We start from the raw sequence: 16,955 nt of genomic DNA, 5'->3' as shown, positions 1-16,955 counted from the left end.
TCGCCGCGGTGACCCCGAAAATCCGATGGCATATCACTTGCTTTGGCAGTGCCGACGTCTCTTCCCCACTCAGGAGCCATGCCAGTGAACCGCTTCGCCTGTGCTTTCGCATCGATGTCGACCGCCGCTTCCCACGCCACCGCCGCATCGGCAACCGGCGCCCGTCAACGGCTTGGCAGCATCGGCGCGGCGCTCGCGCTGTCGCTGCTGGCCTTGCCGGGGTCGGCGATGGCCGAAAAGGTCCTGCGCATCGGCATGACCGCGGCCGACATTCCTCGTACGCTGGGTCAGCCGGACCAGGGCTTCGAGGGCAACCGCTTCAGCGGCATTCCGATGTACGACGGCCTGACGCAATGGGATCTGAGCAAGAGCGACGGCCCAAGCCTGTTGATCCCGGGGCTTGCGACCGAATGGAAGGTGGACGCCAAGGACAAGACCAAATGGGTCTTCAAGCTGCGCCCCAACGTCAAGTTCCATGACGGCACGCCGTTCAACGCCGATGCGGTGGTGTGGAACGTCGGCAAGGTGCTGGACAAGTCCGCGAAGCAGTTCGACCCCAGCCAGGTCGGCGTGACCGCGTCGCGGATGCCGACGCTGCGCTCGGCGCGCAAGATCGACGACATGACCGTGGAGCTGACCACTTCCGAGCCGGACTCCTTCCTGCCGTACAACCTGACCAACCTGTTCATGGCGTCCCCCACGCAATGGGAGAAGAAGTTCGCCGCGGTGCCGGCCTCGGTCAGCGACCCGATCGAGCGTTCCAAGCAGGCGTGGGTGGCCTTCGCCGCCGATGCGGCGGGCACCGGCCCCTTCAAGATGAGCCGCTTCGTGCCGCGCGAGCGTCTGGAGGTGGTGAAGAACGCCCAGTACTGGGACGCGAAGCGCGTGCCGAAGATCGACAAGGTCGTGATGATCCCGATGCCGGAGGCCAACGCGCGCACCGCGGCGCTGCTGTCCGGCCAGGTCGACTGGATCGAGGCGCCGGCACCGGACGCCATCGCGCAGATCAAGAGCCGCGGCTTCCAGGTCTACTCGAACACGCAGCCGCATATGTGGCCGTGGCAGCTGTCGTTCGCGCCGGGCTCGCCGTGGCTGGACAAGCGCGTGCGGCAGGCGGCCAATCTGTGCGTGAACCGCTCGGGCCTGAAGACGCTGCTCGGCGGCTATATGGCCGAGGCCAAGGGCATCGTCGAGCCGGGCAACCCGTGGTGGGGCAATCCGAAGTTCGACATCAAGTACGACCCCGCCGGCGCCCGCAAGCTGATGCAGGAGGCAGGCTATTCGGCGGCCAGGCCGGTCAAGGTCAAGGTGCAGGTCTCCGCGTCCGGCTCCGGGCAGATGCAGCCGCTGCCGATGAACGAATACGTACAGCAGAACCTGAAGGAGTGCTTTATCGACGTCGATTTCGACGTGGTCGAATGGAACACGCTGTTTACCAACTGGCGCATCGGCGCCAAGGACCCCAGCGCGCACGGTGCCAACGCGATCAACGTCAGCTTCGCGGCGATGGACCCGTTCTTCGCGATGGTGCGCTTCGTCAGCAGCAAGACCCAGCCGCCGGTCTCGAACAACTGGGGCTACTTCAGCAATCCGGAGTTCGACAAGCTGATCGAGACCGCCCGCACCTCGTTCGACGACAAGGGCCGGGACGCCGCGCTGGCGAAGCTGCATGCCCGCATCGTCGAGGAGGCGCCGTTCGTGCTGATCGCGCATGACGTCGGCCCGCGCGCGATCTCGAAGAAGGTCAAGGGCGTGGTGCAGCCGCAAAGCTGGTTCATCGACATCGCGACCATGTCGATGGACTGAGCGGAACCCGATCGACTTTCCGGCCACAACCATGTCCTACCTGCTTCGCCGCGCGCTGTATGCGCTGCCCATCCTGCTGGGCGTCGCGCTGCTGTGCTTCTCGCTGGTGCATATCGCGCCGGGCGATCCGCTGGTGTCGGTGCTGCCGCCCGACGCCTCCGAGGAGATGCGCCGGCAGCTCGCCGCGCTGTACGGCTTCGACAAACCCTTCATCGAGCAATTCGTGCACTGGCTGACGCGTGCGCTGCACGGTGACCTTGGCACGTCGATCGCCACCAGCCGGCCGGTGATGCAGGAGGTGGCCGCCGCCGTCGTCAATTCGGTGCGGCTGGCGGCGGTGGCCACACTGATCGGCTTCACCTTCGGCTGCCTGTTCGGCTTCGTCGCCGGCTACCTGCGCGATTCCGCGATCGACCGCACGGCCTCGTTCCTGTCCGTCTTCGGCGTCAGCGTGCCGCACTACTGGCTCGGCATGGTGCTGGCCATCGTGTTTTCGGTGATGCTGGGCTGGTTGCCGGCGACCGGCGCGGGCCCAGGCGGCTCAGGCGATTGGAGCTGGGACTGGGAGCACCTCCAGTACATGCTGCTGCCGGCGATCACGATGTCGGTGATTCCGATGGGCATCGTCGCGCGGACCATCCGCGCACTGGTGGCCGAGATCCTGTCGAACGAGTTCATTGTCGGACTGAAGGCGCGCGGCCTGTCCGACCTGGCGGTGTTCCGTCATGTGGTCAAGAACGTCGCCCCGACCGCGCTGTCCGTGATGGGCCTGCAATTGGGCTATCTGCTCGGCGGCTCGATCCTGATCGAGACGGTGTTCGCGTGGCCCGGCACCGGCTTCCTGCTGAACTCGGCGATCTTCCAGCGCGATTTCCCGCTGCTGCAGGGAACCATCCTCGTGCTGGCCGTGTTCTTCGTGCTGCTGAACCTGATGGTCGACGCGCTGCAGACGCTGTTCGATCCGCGCATCCAGCGCAACTAGCCCCGGAAAAAAGCCATGGAAATGACGCTGGACAATACCGGCCGGCCGGCCACGGCGGAGCGCTCCCCCGGCTACTGGACCACGGTCGGCCGCCGCCTGCTGCGCAACAGGCTGGCGATGGCCGCGGCCCTGATCCTGCTCGCGCTGATCCTCGTCGCGCTGCTCGCGCCGCTGCTGATGCCGGCCGATCCCTATGCGTCGTCGATTCTGAAGCGCCTGAAACCGATCGGCACCGAAGGCTATCCGCTCGGCACCGACGAGCTGGGCCGCGACATGCTGTCGCGCCTGATCCTGGGCGCGCGGCTGTCGCTGTTCATGGGCATCACGCCGGTGCTGATCGCCTTCGTGCTGGGAAGTGCGCTGGGCATCGTGGCCGGCTATGCCGGCGGCTGGGTCAATACCGCGATCATGCGGGTGGTCGACATCTTCTACGCCTTTCCTTCGGTGCTGCTGGCCATCGCGCTGTCCGGCACGCTGGGCGCCGGCGTCGGCAATGCGCTGCTGTCGCTGACCATCGTGTTCGTTCCGCAGATCGCGCGCGTGGCCGAGAGCGTCACCACGCAGGTACGCAACCGGGAATTTGTCGATGCCGCGCGGGCGTCGGGTGCCTCCGCGCTGACCATCGTGCGCGCGCACGTGCTGAACAACGTGCTGGGACCGATCTTCGTCTATGCGACCGGCCTGATCTCGGTGTCGATGATCCTGGCTTCCGGGCTGTCGTTCCTGGGTCTGGGCGTCAAGCCGCCGGAGCCCGAATGGGGCCTGATGCTGAACACGCTGCGCACCGCGATCTATACCCAGCCATGGGTGGCCGCGTTGCCCGGGGCGATGATCTTCGTGACGTCGATCTCGTTCAACCTGCTCGCCGACGGCATCCGCTCGGCGATGGAAATCAAGGACTGAGCCGATGCCCCTGTCCACACCGAACGTCGATCTTGGCGGCCCGGCCCAGCCGCTGGTGATTGCCCGCGATCTGGTCAAGCATTTTCCGTTGAAGGGCGGCATTCCCGGACGCCGCGCCGGCGCCGTGCGTGCGGTCGATGGCGTCAGCTTCGACGTGCTCAAGGGCGAGACGCTCGGCGTGGTCGGCGAATCCGGCTGCGGCAAGTCGACCACGGCACGGCTGCTGATGCAGCTGACCGCGCAGGACAGCGGCGAGCTGATCTTCGACGCGGAAGGCGTCGGCTCGGCGCAATTGCCGCTCAAGCGCTACCGAAGCCAGGTGCAGATGGTCTTTCAGGACAGCTATTCGTCGCTGAACCCGCGGCTGACCATCGAGGAATCGATCGCCTTCACCGCGCGCGTGCACGGCATTCCGGCGCGCGAGGCCATCGACCGGGCCCGCCACCTGCTCGGCCGCGTGGGGCTCGAACCATTGCGCTTCGGCGGACGCTATCCGCACGAGCTGTCCGGCGGCCAGCGCCAGCGCGTCAATATCGCCCGTGCGCTGGTGCTGCGGCCGCGCCTGGTCATCCTCGACGAAGCCGTGTCGGCGCTCGACAAGTCGGTCGAGGCCCAGGTACTGAACCTGCTGCTGGACCTGAAGGCCGAATTCGACCTGACCTACGTCTTCATCAGCCACGACCTGAACGTGATTCGCTATCTGTGCGATCGCGTGATGGTGATGTACCTCGGCAAGGTCGTCGAGATTGGCGAAACCGAGGCGATCTACGCCAACCCGGCCCATCCCTACACGCGTGCCCTGCTCGCGTCGATGCCGTCGATGGACCCGGACCGCCGCACGCTGACCCCGCCGCTCGCCGGTGATCCGCCCAATCCGATCGATCCGCCGCCGGGCTGCAGTTTCCATCCGCGCTGCGGTCTGGCCGAGGCCGTCTGTGCGCGGCGCGCGCCCGTGCTGTCCGCGGCGATCGCCGGCCATCCGGTGTCCTGCCTGATGGCGGAACCGGACAGCGGCCATTCACGGGCAACGGCGCGGCGAGCCGAGGCCGCCGTTGCCGATGCCTGTTGAGGAGACCAGCATGAATGCCCCCGTCATCGCATCGGCACCAGGCGCATCGGCACCGACCGCCACGCCTTCGTCCGACCCGCCGATGGTTGCCGTGCGCGACCTGCATGTCGCCTTCGACGCCGGCGGCAAGACCATCCGCGCGGTCAACGGCGTCTCGCTGCGGGTAGCCCCCAGCGAGGCGGTCGCGCTGATCGGCGAGTCCGGCTCCGGCAAGAGCGTCACGCTGCGCGCGCTGATGCGGCTGCATCCGCCCCGCCGCACGACGATGACCGGCGACATCGTGATCGACGGCACCGACGTGATGCGGCTCGATGCCAAAGGCCTGGCCAGCATCCGCGGCGGCACCGTCGCCATGGTGTTCCAGGAGCCGTTGCTCGCGCTCGACCCGGTCTACAACATTGGCGAGCAGATCGTCGAATGCATCCGCGCCCATAGCCGCGTCTCGGCCGGGGAAGCCCGCAAGCGGGCCCTGCAGGCGCTGGAGGCGGTTCGCATCCCGAGCCCCGAGCGGCGCCTGGCCGCCTATCCGCACGAGCTGTCGGGAGGGATGCGCCAGCGCGCGATGATCGCGCTGGCGTTGTCGGCCAGGCCGAAGGTGCTGCTGGCCGACGAGCCGACCACCGCCCTCGACGCCACCGTGCAGATCCAGGTGCTGATCCTGCTGCGCGAACTGCAACGCGCGCTGGGTCTGTCGATCGTATTTGTGACCCACGATATCGGCGCCGCGGTCGAGATCGCCGATCGTGTCGCGGTGATGTACGGCGGCCGCATCGTCGAGGAAGGGCCGATCCGGACGCTGCTGCGCGACGCGCGTCATCCGTACACCATCGCGCTGTTGCAAGGCCGCCAGCACGGCATGGCGCGCGGCGAGCGGCTGGCGGCCATCCCCGGATCGCCGCCCGATCTTGCCGCTTTGCCCGCTGGCTGCAGCTTTGCGCCACGGTGCGCCCATGCGCGGCCCGAATGCCTGCGGCAGGTGCCGCAGCCCGTCTCGGTCGGCGACGGTCACCACGTCAGCTGCGTGCTCGCCGCTGCCACCGAACCTGCATTGGCCGTGGCCTGACCCCACCGGGCCGGTCCCGACCATCGCGCATCGCCCGGCCCTCCGGTCGGGCCAGACCCTGCGGAGACCCCATGAGCCTCGCATCGCACCCCTCCCGTTCGTTCATGCCCTACCCAGAAGCCGACGTGCCGCACGCGCTCGACGGGCCCTTGCGGGGGCTGCGCTTCGCCGCCAAGGACCTGTTCGACGTGGCGGGCTACCCCACCGGCGGCGGCAACCCGCATGTGCTGGCGATGTCCGGCATCAAGCCGTCCACGGCGCCCGCGGTGCAAAGCCTGCTGGACGCGGGGGCGGCCTTCGTCGGCAAGACCCATACCGACGAGCTGGCCTTCTCGATGAACGGCAAGAACGCACACTATGGCGCCCCGATCAACGGCGCGGCACCGGAGCGCATCACCGGCGGCTCCTCCTCCGGTTCCGCGTCGGCGGTCTCGAACGTTCTGTGCGACTTTGCGCTGGGCACCGACACTGGCGGCTCGGTACGTGCCCCCGCCAGCCATTGCGGCCTGCTCGGGATCCGGCCGACGCATGGCCGCATCTCGCTGGCTGGATGCCTGCCGCTGTGCGACAGCCTCGATACCTGCGGCTTCTTCGCGCGCGATATCGGCACGTTTGCGCGGGTCGCCGATGTGCTGCTGGGCCCGGATGCCAACACCTTGCCAGCTTCGGCGCGCCTGCTGCTGGCGGACGATCTGTTCGCGCTGGCCGAGCCCGCTGCACGCGCTGCGCTGCTCCCGGTGGCGGCTCGCATCCAGCACGCGCTGGGCAACGGCGATGCGGTGGCGGCCGCGGACCGTCCGATCGACGACCTGTACTGGGCCTTCCGTTATGTGCAAGGCCGGGAAGCCTGGCACAGCGATGGCGACATGATCGAGCGCTACGGGCTGCGGCTGGGTGCCGACGTGGCGGCGCGATTCGCGTTCTCGAAGAGCGTCACCGCTGGCCAGTGCGACGAGGCCATGCAGGTGCGCCGGGCGTTCACCGCCCACCTCGCCGCATTGCTTGGCGACGACGGCGTGCTGCTGTTGCCGACGATGCCCGATATCGCGCCGCTGCAGGACGCACCGCTCGACACGCTCGAGGACTATCGCAACCGCGCCGTGCAGATGCTGTGCCTCGCCGGCCTCAGCGGCTTTCCGCAGATCAGCCTGCCGCTGTGTCGCCGCGATGGCGCCCCGCTGGGCCTTTCCCTGCTGGGGCCCGCCGGCAGCGACCGCAGCCTGATCGCATTGGCCGAGCGCGTGGTGGCCGCCTTGGGCTGAGCCCTGGAATACCTCCGTCGTTCCCGCGAAAGCAGGGACGACGGGGTGGCAGCGTGCGCCTGTGGTTCTGCCAATCGCTTATCGGGTCAGCTTATCGGTCAGCTTATCGGGTCACATCCAGCACCCATCCCGGCTCGATGTGGTCCGGGTTCTCCGCGAGGTTGTACTGCGGATTCAGGTTGATCAGCTCGCGCAGCGCGTAGGCGGCAACCTGCTGGTCCGTGGTCATTGCCTCGGCCTCGGCGTCCTCCTTCTGCCCATCGGACAGCAGCGTATCGAGGTTCGTCGCCGCGATGCCCCACAGCGTCGAAGTCTCGACGCCGGCATGGTAGGGCTGCACGGTCACGCGTCCGTTGCGCGGACGCGGCCGCTCGGGCTCCGGCTGTTGCGCAGGCGGTTCGGTGGTCGGCGGCTTCGGCTCCTCGGACGGTTTTTCCGAGCGCGGCGGTGGCGTCGGAGCCGGCTGCGTCGACGACGGGTCCTGCGTCGGCGGCGCCGATGGCGTCGAGGACGGCAATGGCGGCTTGACGGGCTGGTCTTCCTCGTCGCTGCCCAGGGTCTCCAGCAGGATCTTCATGCCGAAGTTGACGATCACGCCGCCGCCCAGCAGTACCAGCCCATACGGCATCGCCCGGCCGAAAAACTCCCATTTGCGCGGCAGCAGCGATTGGTCCGGCTTCAGCTGGATATTGCCGCCCTTGTCCGCTGCCAGCTCGTTGAACTCCCGGTTGGCGACGCCGCGCTCGACGCGCGACTGCAGGAAGGCACCGACACCGAAGGTGGCGAGGCTCGCCGCACCGAGGCCGCCGGCCACGCCGCCGTACGTCATCACGTCCGTTACCGCCAGCGGAATCGCGCCGGCGGCATACATGCTCATCACGAACTTGCGCGTATGGGCCGCGGGCAGCGCGGGCAGCTTGACCTTGGCGTGGTAGCCGATGCGGTTGGCGATATTGAAGCTCGCCAGCACGCCGTTGGCCGCCAGGAACGCCGTGTTGCTGTACGTCGCGACATTGCCCAGGTCCACGCCGTGATGCATGAACCAGGTCACCGTCGTCGCGTTGTTGATCGCCAGCGTGCCGATCTGCAGGCCGTCATTGATGCGGCCGGCGACGGTGTCCGGCGTCAGCAGCGCCGTGCCGGCCTGCTTCAGCGCCTGCACGGCGGCTGCAACCTCCTCCGCCGAGGGCTTGTTGGTCTCCGCGCCGACATGCCGCTCGAGGACCTGGATATGCGCATCGAATACCTTGCGGTTGTTCTCGCTGATCCCCCAGATCGCGGCACGATCGCTGGCCAGGGCCTTGCGCAGCCAGGCGACATCGGCAGGCGTCTGCCGCTCGGTGCGGCGGATCACCCGGTTGGCGAAGGCCGTGCGGCCGGCGGCGACGCCGCCGCGATAGATGAAGCAGGAGCCGGCGACCACCACCGACGCCGCGGTGCCAGGCATCGGCATGAATGGCATGGCCGCAGCCCCGGTGGCGAAGGCCCCGCCGACCGATGCCGCCACGGTGGCGCGCAGCTTCCACGGGCGCGGTGCCGGCGTGGGTGACGACGATGCCGGCTGCGGGTTGGCCGGCGTCGGCTTGTTCGACTCGCCCGGTTCAGGCGCTGCCGCGCCCTCGGCCTCCGGCTCGCCGCCATGCCGGAACGTGGCCGAGCGCACCGTGCCCTGCGGATCGGTCGCGACGCGGGCCACATTGGCCTGCGCGGCCTCGCGCATCTTCGCCAGCACCGTCACCACGGCCTGCCCATGCGCGGCCAGGCCGCCGCCGGGCTCGACCGACATCACGTCGGCGATCTTGACGCTGCCATCGGCGAAGAATGCAAACTCGACGTCCTGCAGCAGCAGGCCGCGCCCGTCCGCACCGTTCTCGATACCGTGCTCGATCGCATCGAGATCGCGCAGCGTCCGCGCGTTCATCCGCGCCGCGTAGTGCGGCAGCAGATTGCCGTTGCCGTCGAGCAGGTCCGCACTGCCGGCCAGATAGCGTTCATAGACGATGGCCGGATGGCCGAGCACCGTGTCCCCGTCGCCGCCATGGATGCGCAGCGTCGGCATGCCCAGCGCCTCGACCTGCGCCATCGCCTCGCGCTCGGCGCCCATCGGGAAGGCGGCGATCATGCTGTCGTTGCCGAGCCCCACCGCATGGCTGTTGCCCAGCGCAAACACCGTCTTGACGGCGCCCGAGCCCAGCCGCGGGCCCAGATAGTGGGCCAGGTCGACTGGCGTCTGCCGGCCATCGTCGTGGACCAGGCGCACCGCGTCGACGCCGTCGACCGCGAAACTGCGGTTGGCATGGCGATACGGTTGCGGTTGCAGCGTTTGCCATGCCACGCCTTGCTGATCGAGCTTCAGTACCGGCTTGGGCGGGCCGCCTGCGTTGTTGGCGGCGGCCCGCGTGGCGGCGGCATCCAGCGTATCGAGCCTGAAATCCGCCGCCGGCAGCATCACGTCGACGCCCATCACGTCCGCCACCTGCTGCGCGAAGGCGCGCCGCGCATGCTGGCTGCCACCGTCGAGCGCCAGCACGACCGCGCCGTCCTTCTTGCCTGCGTCGGCCAGTTCCAGCGCGAGCCGATGTGCGCCGACCGCTTCGCCGTTCTCGTCGAGCAGGCCGCGCTCGCGATCGAAGCGCCCCAGCACGACGTTGTAGTCGCCCGGCACCATCACCTTCAGCCGCGAGGCGCCGAACGTCGCATCGGCATGGCGCGGCGACGCGGTACGCCACGCGGCGGGATCGGCGGCGTGGATGTCATTGCCGTCGCGGGCGGCGTTGACCGGCCTCGGCGCATCGCCGCGCGGCATCGTCAATGCGCTGTCTGGCAGCGCCCGTCCGCCTTCGCTGACGCCGACGATCGGCAGCGCCGGCATGGCGCCGTAGAAGCGTCCGCCCTGGCTGTGCACCGGCGCATCGGACTGCGCCATCGCTTCGGGGCTCGCATCGACGCGCATCGCGCCGCCGAAGACGGTATCGCCGCCGTCATGCCAGCCGCGGATCTCCCACCTGCCGTCCGGCGCGTAGACACGGGCGTCCAGCGCGGTGGCCAGTTGCTGCGCCAGCGGCAGCGGACCGTCCATGCCGAAGCAGTCGTAGATCAGCACCGGCATGCCTTCGCGATAGTCCGGGTGCGCGCGGATCCGGTCGGCCAGCGCGGCCGCGTCGTAGTCGGGGCGGCCGCTGCCGTCCATGTCCATGCGCACGCCCTGGTAGGCGCCCTCGGCCCGCACCGTGAAGTAGCCGGGCACCTGCGGCACCGAGATCGGCATCGCGCGGTTGTCGAAGGTCACGTAGCCCGCCTCGGCGGCCAGATCGAGATGCGCCCTCCCCCGCGGGAAATGCCCAAGTTGCTGCAGCACATCGATCCGCTCGCCCGCCTCGTTGCGTACCAGCGGCAGGCCTTCGACGAAGCCTTCCGGCAGCGCCACGCGGATATCGCCTTCGTAGCCGCGGTTCAGCGCAATCTCGCCCGGTACCGTGCTGCCGTCGCGCCGCGACAGCGGCACGGTACCGATCGCATCGTCGGCGGCCGGCACGCGGCCGGGCCGGTACTGCGCCGCCGGCACGACCTGCAGCCGGACCTTGACGCCGACCGCGGCCTGCCGGTCGAGCTGCGCGGCGGCCTGCAGCGGCGAATCGAAGGCGCCGATCACCTTGGGCCTGGCATTGGCCGCATCGGCGTCGCGCACCGCCACGTACTTGACGCCGGCCAGACGGCCGCCGGTCGCATGCACGCTGTCGATCATCGTGGCGATCGCGTCGATGCCCGGCACGCCGTCGCGCAGCGACCAGCTGCGATCGACGATCGCGGGCACATGGCGGGCCTGGAGGTTGCCGCGCCCGCCCTCGTCCGCACCATGGAAGGGACGCCGCAATCCATGCGCGAACAGGTCCTCCAGCACCGAACGCGGCTGCCGGCGCGGCATCGCGGTGCCGATCAGTGCGGGAACCGGCGCGCCGGGGCCGGTGGTCGCCTCGGCGCCGGCCCAGTGCCGCAGCAACCGGTAGACCGCCGCATGGACCTCCGGAGAGAAGCCATCGACCGTGGGGACCCGCTGCCGCGACACACCGTCGACCGCGCCGGCGTGGACCGACGCCTCGATGGCCGACAGGATCTGGTTTTCGGTCGGCATCAGGTGGGCCTTGCCCAGCTGGCGCAGCAACGCGGCGCCGATCGCATAGGCGCCCCAGTTCGACACGCTGGCGGTCACCAGGATGTCGGTCCGGACCACCGAGGCGATCGGCGTGCCGGCCGGCGCCAGCGGGACGAACGCCGCCACATTGCCCATGCCGGCCTCGTTGCCGCCATCGCCGACCGAGGAGGTGCCAATGCCCATCTCCTGCGCCGCCTTCAGGAACGCATCGATACCCGGGGTGAAATCGTCGAGGTTGACCCCGCGCATATTGTGCTTGGTGCCGGCAGCCGTGCGGCCGGGCAGTTCGATCGACGACACGTGATCGGGCCGCAGTTCCTCCAGCATTGCGCGGACCACCGGCGAGCTGCTGTCCGCATGCTCGTCGAACACGTGGACGGAATCGAGCGGCTGCCCCATGTCGGCCAGCGCCGCTTCGAGGATCGGCTGGTTGGCCGAATCGACGATATAGCTGACGCGCTTGCCGGCGGCGCGCAGCATCGCGCCCAGCGCCACGGTTCCGGGCGGGCCGTCGGTTTCGGGCAAGCCCTCGGCCACCGAGAAGCCGGTCAGCAGCAGCACGTGTTCGGCATCGGCCATCGCCGCGGCGGCGTGCAACGCCCCCTTTGGAATCGCCAGCCGGTCGATATTGCGGCCGGTATACCCGGTCACCATCGCATCGATCGCGGCCGGCATCCGGTTGGCATCGAGAATGCCGCGAATCTGGCCCGGATCGGTGCTCGCGCTGAACTCCGGCACGCCGAACGCGCGCGCGCGTGGATCCTCGGTCATGCCTTGAGCGAGCCGCACGACCTCGCTGGCGCGGCCCGTGGTCACCGCCAGCAGCGGCAGCATGTCCTGGGCGCTGACCTCCTCGAACGGAATCGGCTCGGGCAGCAAATCGTCCTGCTTCAGCACGCCGCGCTCGATCAGCCGGTCGACCAGCGCCTTGGCCTGGTACTGCATCGGGTCGATCAGCTTGACGTGGCCGAGGCCGCTGGCATCGAGCTGCTGGCGGATCAGCCTGGCCAGCGCCGGATAGTGCGTGCAGCACAGCCACAACGACTCGGTCTCGGGCGGAATCCGCTCGGCGTTGATGTACTTGGCGACCAGCTTCTGGATCGCCACCAGTTCCGGCCCTTGCTTGGCCTGGTGCTGCAGCGCGTTGACCGCGGCGGCCCACTCGTTGGCGCCGATCTCCAGCACGTTCTGCCCGGTGCGCAGCGCGTCCACCGCATCGCGATAGGCATGGCTGTTGACGGTGCCCGGCGTGGCGACCAGCGCAAAATTGCGGCCGCCGTCCTGGGCCATCGCGCGGGCGGTGGTGTGGATCAGGTTGATGAAATCGCGCTCGCTCAGCCCGGCCCAGCCTTCCGGATAGGTGATGCACGCCGTGTTGCAGCCGAGCGCGTTGGCATCGGCCTGTTGTTGGTGCATCGCGTGCAAACCGTCGTTGACGCGGCGGATCAGGTCGTCGCGCTCGCGCCCGCCGTAGGTGCCCGCGGCGTGATCGCCGTACGCGACCAGCTGCACGCGCTTGCCGGTCATCGAGAAGATATGCCGGGCGATGTTCATCGCGGCCAGGATGCCGCCGTTGCTGGAGTCGAATACGGTGACCTCGATGATGTCGTCGATCACCTTGATGCCGAACTGCTCCGGGTCCACGCCCTTCGGCACGAAGCGGCGTTGCATGCCGTCCAGCATCTGCGCCAGGTCAAGTCCATCCGGCAACTGCCTGGCCTGAGCCTGCAGCAGCTCGTACAGCCCCAGGAAGCTGCGCTTGTCGAGGCCGCGCATGCTGGTCGCGCCGCGCTCCAGCGTGACGCTGTCATACGCGTGCAGCGCGGCCATGCGGTCGATCATCGCGGCGACGCGATCGGTCGTCGGCATCGCGTGGTCGCTGCCGGACGCGCGCTGCAGCGCGAAGCCGACCGCCTGCGCCGCCAGGTTGGTGTTCATGCCGACCACCGGATGGCTCGCGCCGACCGCCGACCACTGGTCGATATCGGCGGGCTCGACATGCAGCGACGTCATCGCGCGCTCGAGCGCCGAACGCATGCCCGCGGTATGGCTGTCGGCGCCGATCGCCACGGTGACCAGGTCCTTGGCATTGGCCTCGACCAGCAGCTGGTCGACCCGCGGCGCACCGTCGAGGCGCTCGCCGTTGGCCAGCCGGTATTCGCCGGCGCGGTTGCGGCCGGCCACCTCGACCGCGACCACGGCCTGGGTCCGATACTTTGCCAGCAGCGCCTGCGCCTGCTGGGCGGCCCCGGTCGAATCGGTGGCGGTGAAGGTCTCGATGCGGGCATCGGCCAGGCCAAGTTCGCCCTGCAGCAGATCGGCCAGCAGCGCCTCGTGCGCGGGGTCGGTGACGAAGATCACCTCCTTGCCCAGCGCGCTCAGATAGGCGCCGAGCGTCGCCGCGCCCAGCGGTCCATGCGTGTCGGCGCCGCCGTGCAGCGTCGCCGGCGACGTTGCGATCAGCACCGTATCGACATCTTGCAGCGCCCGCGCCGCCAGCTCGGCGCCATAGGGCACCGACAGCGACATCGGGCGCCCGTCCATGCCGGCCACGCGGTCCAGCGGCGAAATCGCGTTCTGCAGCACGATCGACGGCTCGGCGCGCGCGGCCTCGAGCACGGCGGCACGGCCGCCGCCGCCATGTGCGAACACCGCGCTGCGGACATTGGGTCGGGCATCGCCGCGCGCGTCCGCGCGCGCCTCGGCGCGGCGGCGGCTGCGACCGCTGGTGTTGGTGCGGCTTGCCGCCGGTGGCGCCTCGCCGTGCCGGCTGCGTTCGCCGGCCTCGCGCATGTACCTGGTGACGGCCTGCTGCATCGCCCGGTCCATCATCCGATTGACCACGCCGTCCTGCAGCCGGACGCCCTGCGCCACCGCCGCGTCGAAGGTCAGACGGCTGGCCAGCTTGACCGATTGCCAGACCCCCAACTTCTGCGGGGTGAAGGAGCGCCCGCCACCATCGCCGGCACGGGTGGTGACGGCGAATTGGCTCTGGGGGTCCGCCGACGGCACCGTCGCCGGCCGGGCCGGCGTACCGTGCGCGTCCCCCTCCTGCCCGCGCCCCACGGTAGGCCGACCCGCCGTCGCCGAGGAATGGCCCGCCTCCTCACCGCCGGCGCGCGGTGCCCCGGCCGTATCCGCCGGCTGGCGTCCGCCCGCGGTGCCCTCGTCGGCTGGCCGCACCCGTACCCTGGCCTCGGAGCCATCGCGGCCGTTGGCGATGCCCTCGCCTGCCTGCACTGCCGTCTGCAGCGCCAATGCCTGCGCGGCGGCCTCCGCGCGCGGGGTTCGCCCAAGCACACGCACGGTGGCGTCGTGCACCGCTCGCGCGCTGCGCATCTGGATGCCCGCCGGCATCATCTGCGTCATCCCCATCAGCAGCATCGCGCCGTTCTGCAGCTTTTCAGTCAGCGACATCTGGTCGCCGTGCTGGACAAAGGTGGCCGCCTGCTGCGTCGTCAGGATGCCCCCTGTGCCGAACGCGCCGAGGTTGAGCACGTTGCCGCCGACCGCCATGCGGCTGGCGGTGCCGGCAAGGGTGCGCGAAGCCGACTGCGCCATCGTGGCGGCCCGTTGTGTCTTCGCGGCAAGCGCGGCGACGTTGGCTGCGAGCGGGTTCGAGTTCGCGGCGAGATTGGCCGCCCTGTCCGACAGCGCCGCCGCGCGAGCGGTCAGCGCTGTGGATCGGTTGGCCAGCGCGCCGGACGCCCGTATGGCGAGCGAGGCGCCCTTGCCGAGGCCGAGGCCGCCGATCCCGGCCACCGAGCCGAACGCGTTGGCCCACAGCGAGAACGCGCGCGAGTTGTCCAACGGATTGAGCGAGCGGCCGTGGTCCGCCATGTTTTGCGCATCGATCGCCGTCACCGCCAGGCCGTATCCCATCGAACCGAGCATGCCGCTCCAGGCCGCCGCTACCAGCGGCGTCGCCGCCCCCCCGGTGGCGAGCATCACGCCGACGCCGCCGATGGCGCCCAACGCCGTCACTCCGATATCGAGCCAGGCGCGCGCCTGTTCGCGCCCGGTGACGATGTGCGCGTCGATGTCGTCGAACTTCACATGGCCGTCCGCGCCCAGGCTCAGGTCGCTCGCCAGGTAGACGGTGCCCTTGTCGTGCAGCTCGTTGTTTTCCTGGAAGTCGCGTTCGGCGGACTGATCGCCCTTGCCGTAGACCGCGCCCTGGTCGTCGACCCACAGGGTCCTGCCGTCCTTGACGAACTCGAACACCGCGCTCTGGTAAGGCGACATGCCAGGCCCGGTCACATACATCGGAATGACCTTGATGGTGGCGCCTTCCGGTGCGTCCTCGGCCAGCTGTTCCTTGATCAGCTTCGGATCCGCGTTGGGCGCGGCCAGCGCGATCGCATTGTCGAGCGCCTTGTCGTCGCCTGCCTTGACGGTCAACTCGTCCTTGCGCAGCGCCAGCGAATCGAAGGTGCCCTGCAGGATCTCATCCTTGTCCAGCTCGAAGCGCCGCTGGTCTTCCTTGGCCTTGTCGGTGCCGCTGTATTCCTCGTAGCCCCGATCCATCGCTCGGGTCAGGTCGTAGTCGGCCATCGCCGGCGCGCGGTCGTGGTCCTTCAGTTCCCTGGCGAAGGCGAGCGACAGGCTGGTGTGTCCCTTCGCCGCGGCGTCCTGCGCGCCGCCATAGAAGCGCGCCCCCTGCGTGTCGCGGGCCTGCTGCGTCGGCTCGGCCTTCAGGAAGCCGTCCTTGATCATGTCGAGGTTCTGGTCGAGCACCGGATCGTTGTAGCGCTCGCGGATCTCCTTCGCCTTGGCGTCAACCGCCGCGGCGATCGCCTTGTCGTCGCCGCCGGTCGCCGCGGCCTGGTTGGCGGCCACGCGCAGCTCGTTCTGCGCGCCGGCCATCACCATGCCGTATTTCTGCTCGATCGGCTTCCAGTCGGCATCGGTCATCGTGCCGGCATTGCGCTTGGTCTCGCTGTCGTCGTAGGCGCCCTTGGCGTCCTTGTGCCAGCGATCGGTGTGCCCCTTCGCCTCGTCCTGCTCCTTGTCGCGCGCCTGCTGCGCGGGATCGGTGGCCGGCTTGTCGCCGCCTGGACCCTTGACCTGGACCACGCCGCCAGGATTCGTTTGCGGGGTGTAGAGCGCCGGCGTGACCACGGGCTGACTGTTCGCCGCGCGGTCGGGCTGCTGTTTCTGGTCGGCCTGCTGCGCCTGATTGGCCTGGTTCGCCTGCTGGGCCTGATTTGCCTGTTGCGCCTGCTGGGCCTGGTTGTTCTGTTCGTTGCGCCGGGCGGTTTCGGCTTCCTGCGCCTCGCGCTGCCGCTCGGCCTCGCGTGCCTGCGCGCGCCTGGCTTCCTCGGCCGCCGCGCGCGCGGCCGCTTCGGCGGCGGCACGGGCCGCGGCGAGAATGGCTTCGCGGGCTTGCATCAGGTCCTTGAAATCCAGCATGACGCTCTTCTCCTGAGGAACGGGGGCGATGCGAACGGCGTTAAGAACGGCGACAAGAACGGCGACAAGAACGGCGGGAAGGCAGCCGCGCAGACCGCGGTCGACCACGGTGCCGGCGCCCGCGAGGCGCTACGCCTGGGCGGATTGCCGCCAGCGTGACAGGCCATTGTCTGCCCGGTGTGGCGCGATACCAACTAAGGAGAATCGTAGGCTGGCGCTGCAGCGGGCCACCCGCAGGGCATGGAACTACGCGAATACGTAGTCGAAGGCCGCCTGACGTTGCGGCCAGGGGCGATGACGGCCGT

The 16,955-nt window shown here is 69.3% G+C and carries 7 protein-coding genes; 6 read left to right on the top strand and 1 reads right to left on the bottom strand.

Annotated features, from left to right (window positions below; translation table 11 throughout):
• Positions 1-228: 228 nt before the first annotated feature.
• From F7Q96_RS09450 to F7Q96_RS09425, 6 genes are all read left to right on the top strand, one after another.
• Complete coding sequence (locus F7Q96_RS09450) at positions 229-1,806, top strand: ABC transporter substrate-binding protein (protein ID WP_249041662.1); 1,578 nt, start codon at positions 229-231, stop codon at positions 1,804-1,806.
• 31 nt (positions 1,807-1,837) lie between these two features.
• The gene (locus tag F7Q96_RS09445) at positions 1,838-2,788 is read left to right on the top strand and encodes an ABC transporter permease (protein WP_151022538.1); all 951 of its coding nucleotides are present in this window, start codon (positions 1,838-1,840) and stop codon (positions 2,786-2,788) included.
• Positions 2,789-2,803: 15 nt separating this feature from the next.
• Positions 2,804-3,691: an ABC transporter permease gene (locus F7Q96_RS09440; protein WP_053823846.1), complete on the top strand. Its 888-nt coding sequence runs from the start codon at positions 2,804-2,806 to the stop codon at positions 3,689-3,691.
• Positions 3,692-3,695: 4 nt separating this feature from the next.
• Complete coding sequence (locus F7Q96_RS09435) at positions 3,696-4,760, top strand: ABC transporter ATP-binding protein (RefSeq protein WP_151022536.1); 1,065 nt, start codon at positions 3,696-3,698, stop codon at positions 4,758-4,760.
• A 10-nt stretch (positions 4,761-4,770) separates the two neighbouring features.
• Positions 4,771-5,823, top strand: coding sequence for an ABC transporter ATP-binding protein (locus F7Q96_RS09430; RefSeq protein WP_082371730.1), 1,053 nt, complete (start codon positions 4,771-4,773; stop codon positions 5,821-5,823).
• 71 nt (positions 5,824-5,894) lie between these two features.
• Positions 5,895-7,085 carry an amidase gene (locus F7Q96_RS09425; RefSeq protein WP_053823844.1) on the top strand — a complete coding sequence of 397 codons (1,191 nt, stop codon included), beginning with the start codon at positions 5,895-5,897 and terminating at the stop codon, positions 7,083-7,085.
• A 103-nt stretch (positions 7,086-7,188) separates the two neighbouring features.
• Here the strand turns inward: F7Q96_RS09425 and F7Q96_RS09420 are convergent, their stop codons facing one another.
• Positions 7,189-16,650, bottom strand: coding sequence for an LWXIA domain-containing protein (locus tag F7Q96_RS09420; RefSeq protein WP_151022534.1), 9,462 nt, complete (start codon positions 16,648-16,650; stop codon positions 7,189-7,191).
• Between the last annotated feature and the right edge of the window lie 305 nt (positions 16,651-16,955).

This window comes from Cupriavidus gilardii (genome assembly GCF_008801915.1).
GTDB classification, from domain to species: Bacteria; Pseudomonadota; Gammaproteobacteria; order Burkholderiales; family Burkholderiaceae; genus Cupriavidus; species Cupriavidus gilardii.
This window is presented reverse-complemented; position numbering and strand designations above follow the sequence as displayed.

Excerpts from the sequence above, each read along its gene's own strand:
- F7Q96_RS09450 (WP_249041662.1), top strand. The coding sequence starts at position 229 with ATGGCCGAAAAGGTCCTGCGCATCGGCATGACCGCGGCCGACATTCCT.
- F7Q96_RS09440 (WP_053823846.1), top strand. The coding sequence starts at position 2,804 with ATGGAAATGACGCTGGACAATACCGGCCGGCCGGCCACGGCGGAGCGC.
- F7Q96_RS09445 (WP_151022538.1), top strand. The coding sequence starts at position 1,838 with ATGTCCTACCTGCTTCGCCGCGCGCTGTATGCGCTGCCCATCCTGCTG.
- F7Q96_RS09430 (WP_082371730.1), top strand. The coding sequence starts at position 4,771 with ATGAATGCCCCCGTCATCGCATCGGCACCAGGCGCATCGGCACCGACC.
- F7Q96_RS09420 (WP_151022534.1), bottom strand. The coding sequence starts at position 16,650 with ATGCTGGATTTCAAGGACCTGATGCAAGCCCGCGAAGCCATTCTCGCC.
- F7Q96_RS09425 (WP_053823844.1), top strand. The coding sequence starts at position 5,895 with ATGAGCCTCGCATCGCACCCCTCCCGTTCGTTCATGCCCTACCCAGAA.
- F7Q96_RS09435 (WP_151022536.1), top strand. The coding sequence starts at position 3,696 with ATGCCCCTGTCCACACCGAACGTCGATCTTGGCGGCCCGGCCCAGCCG.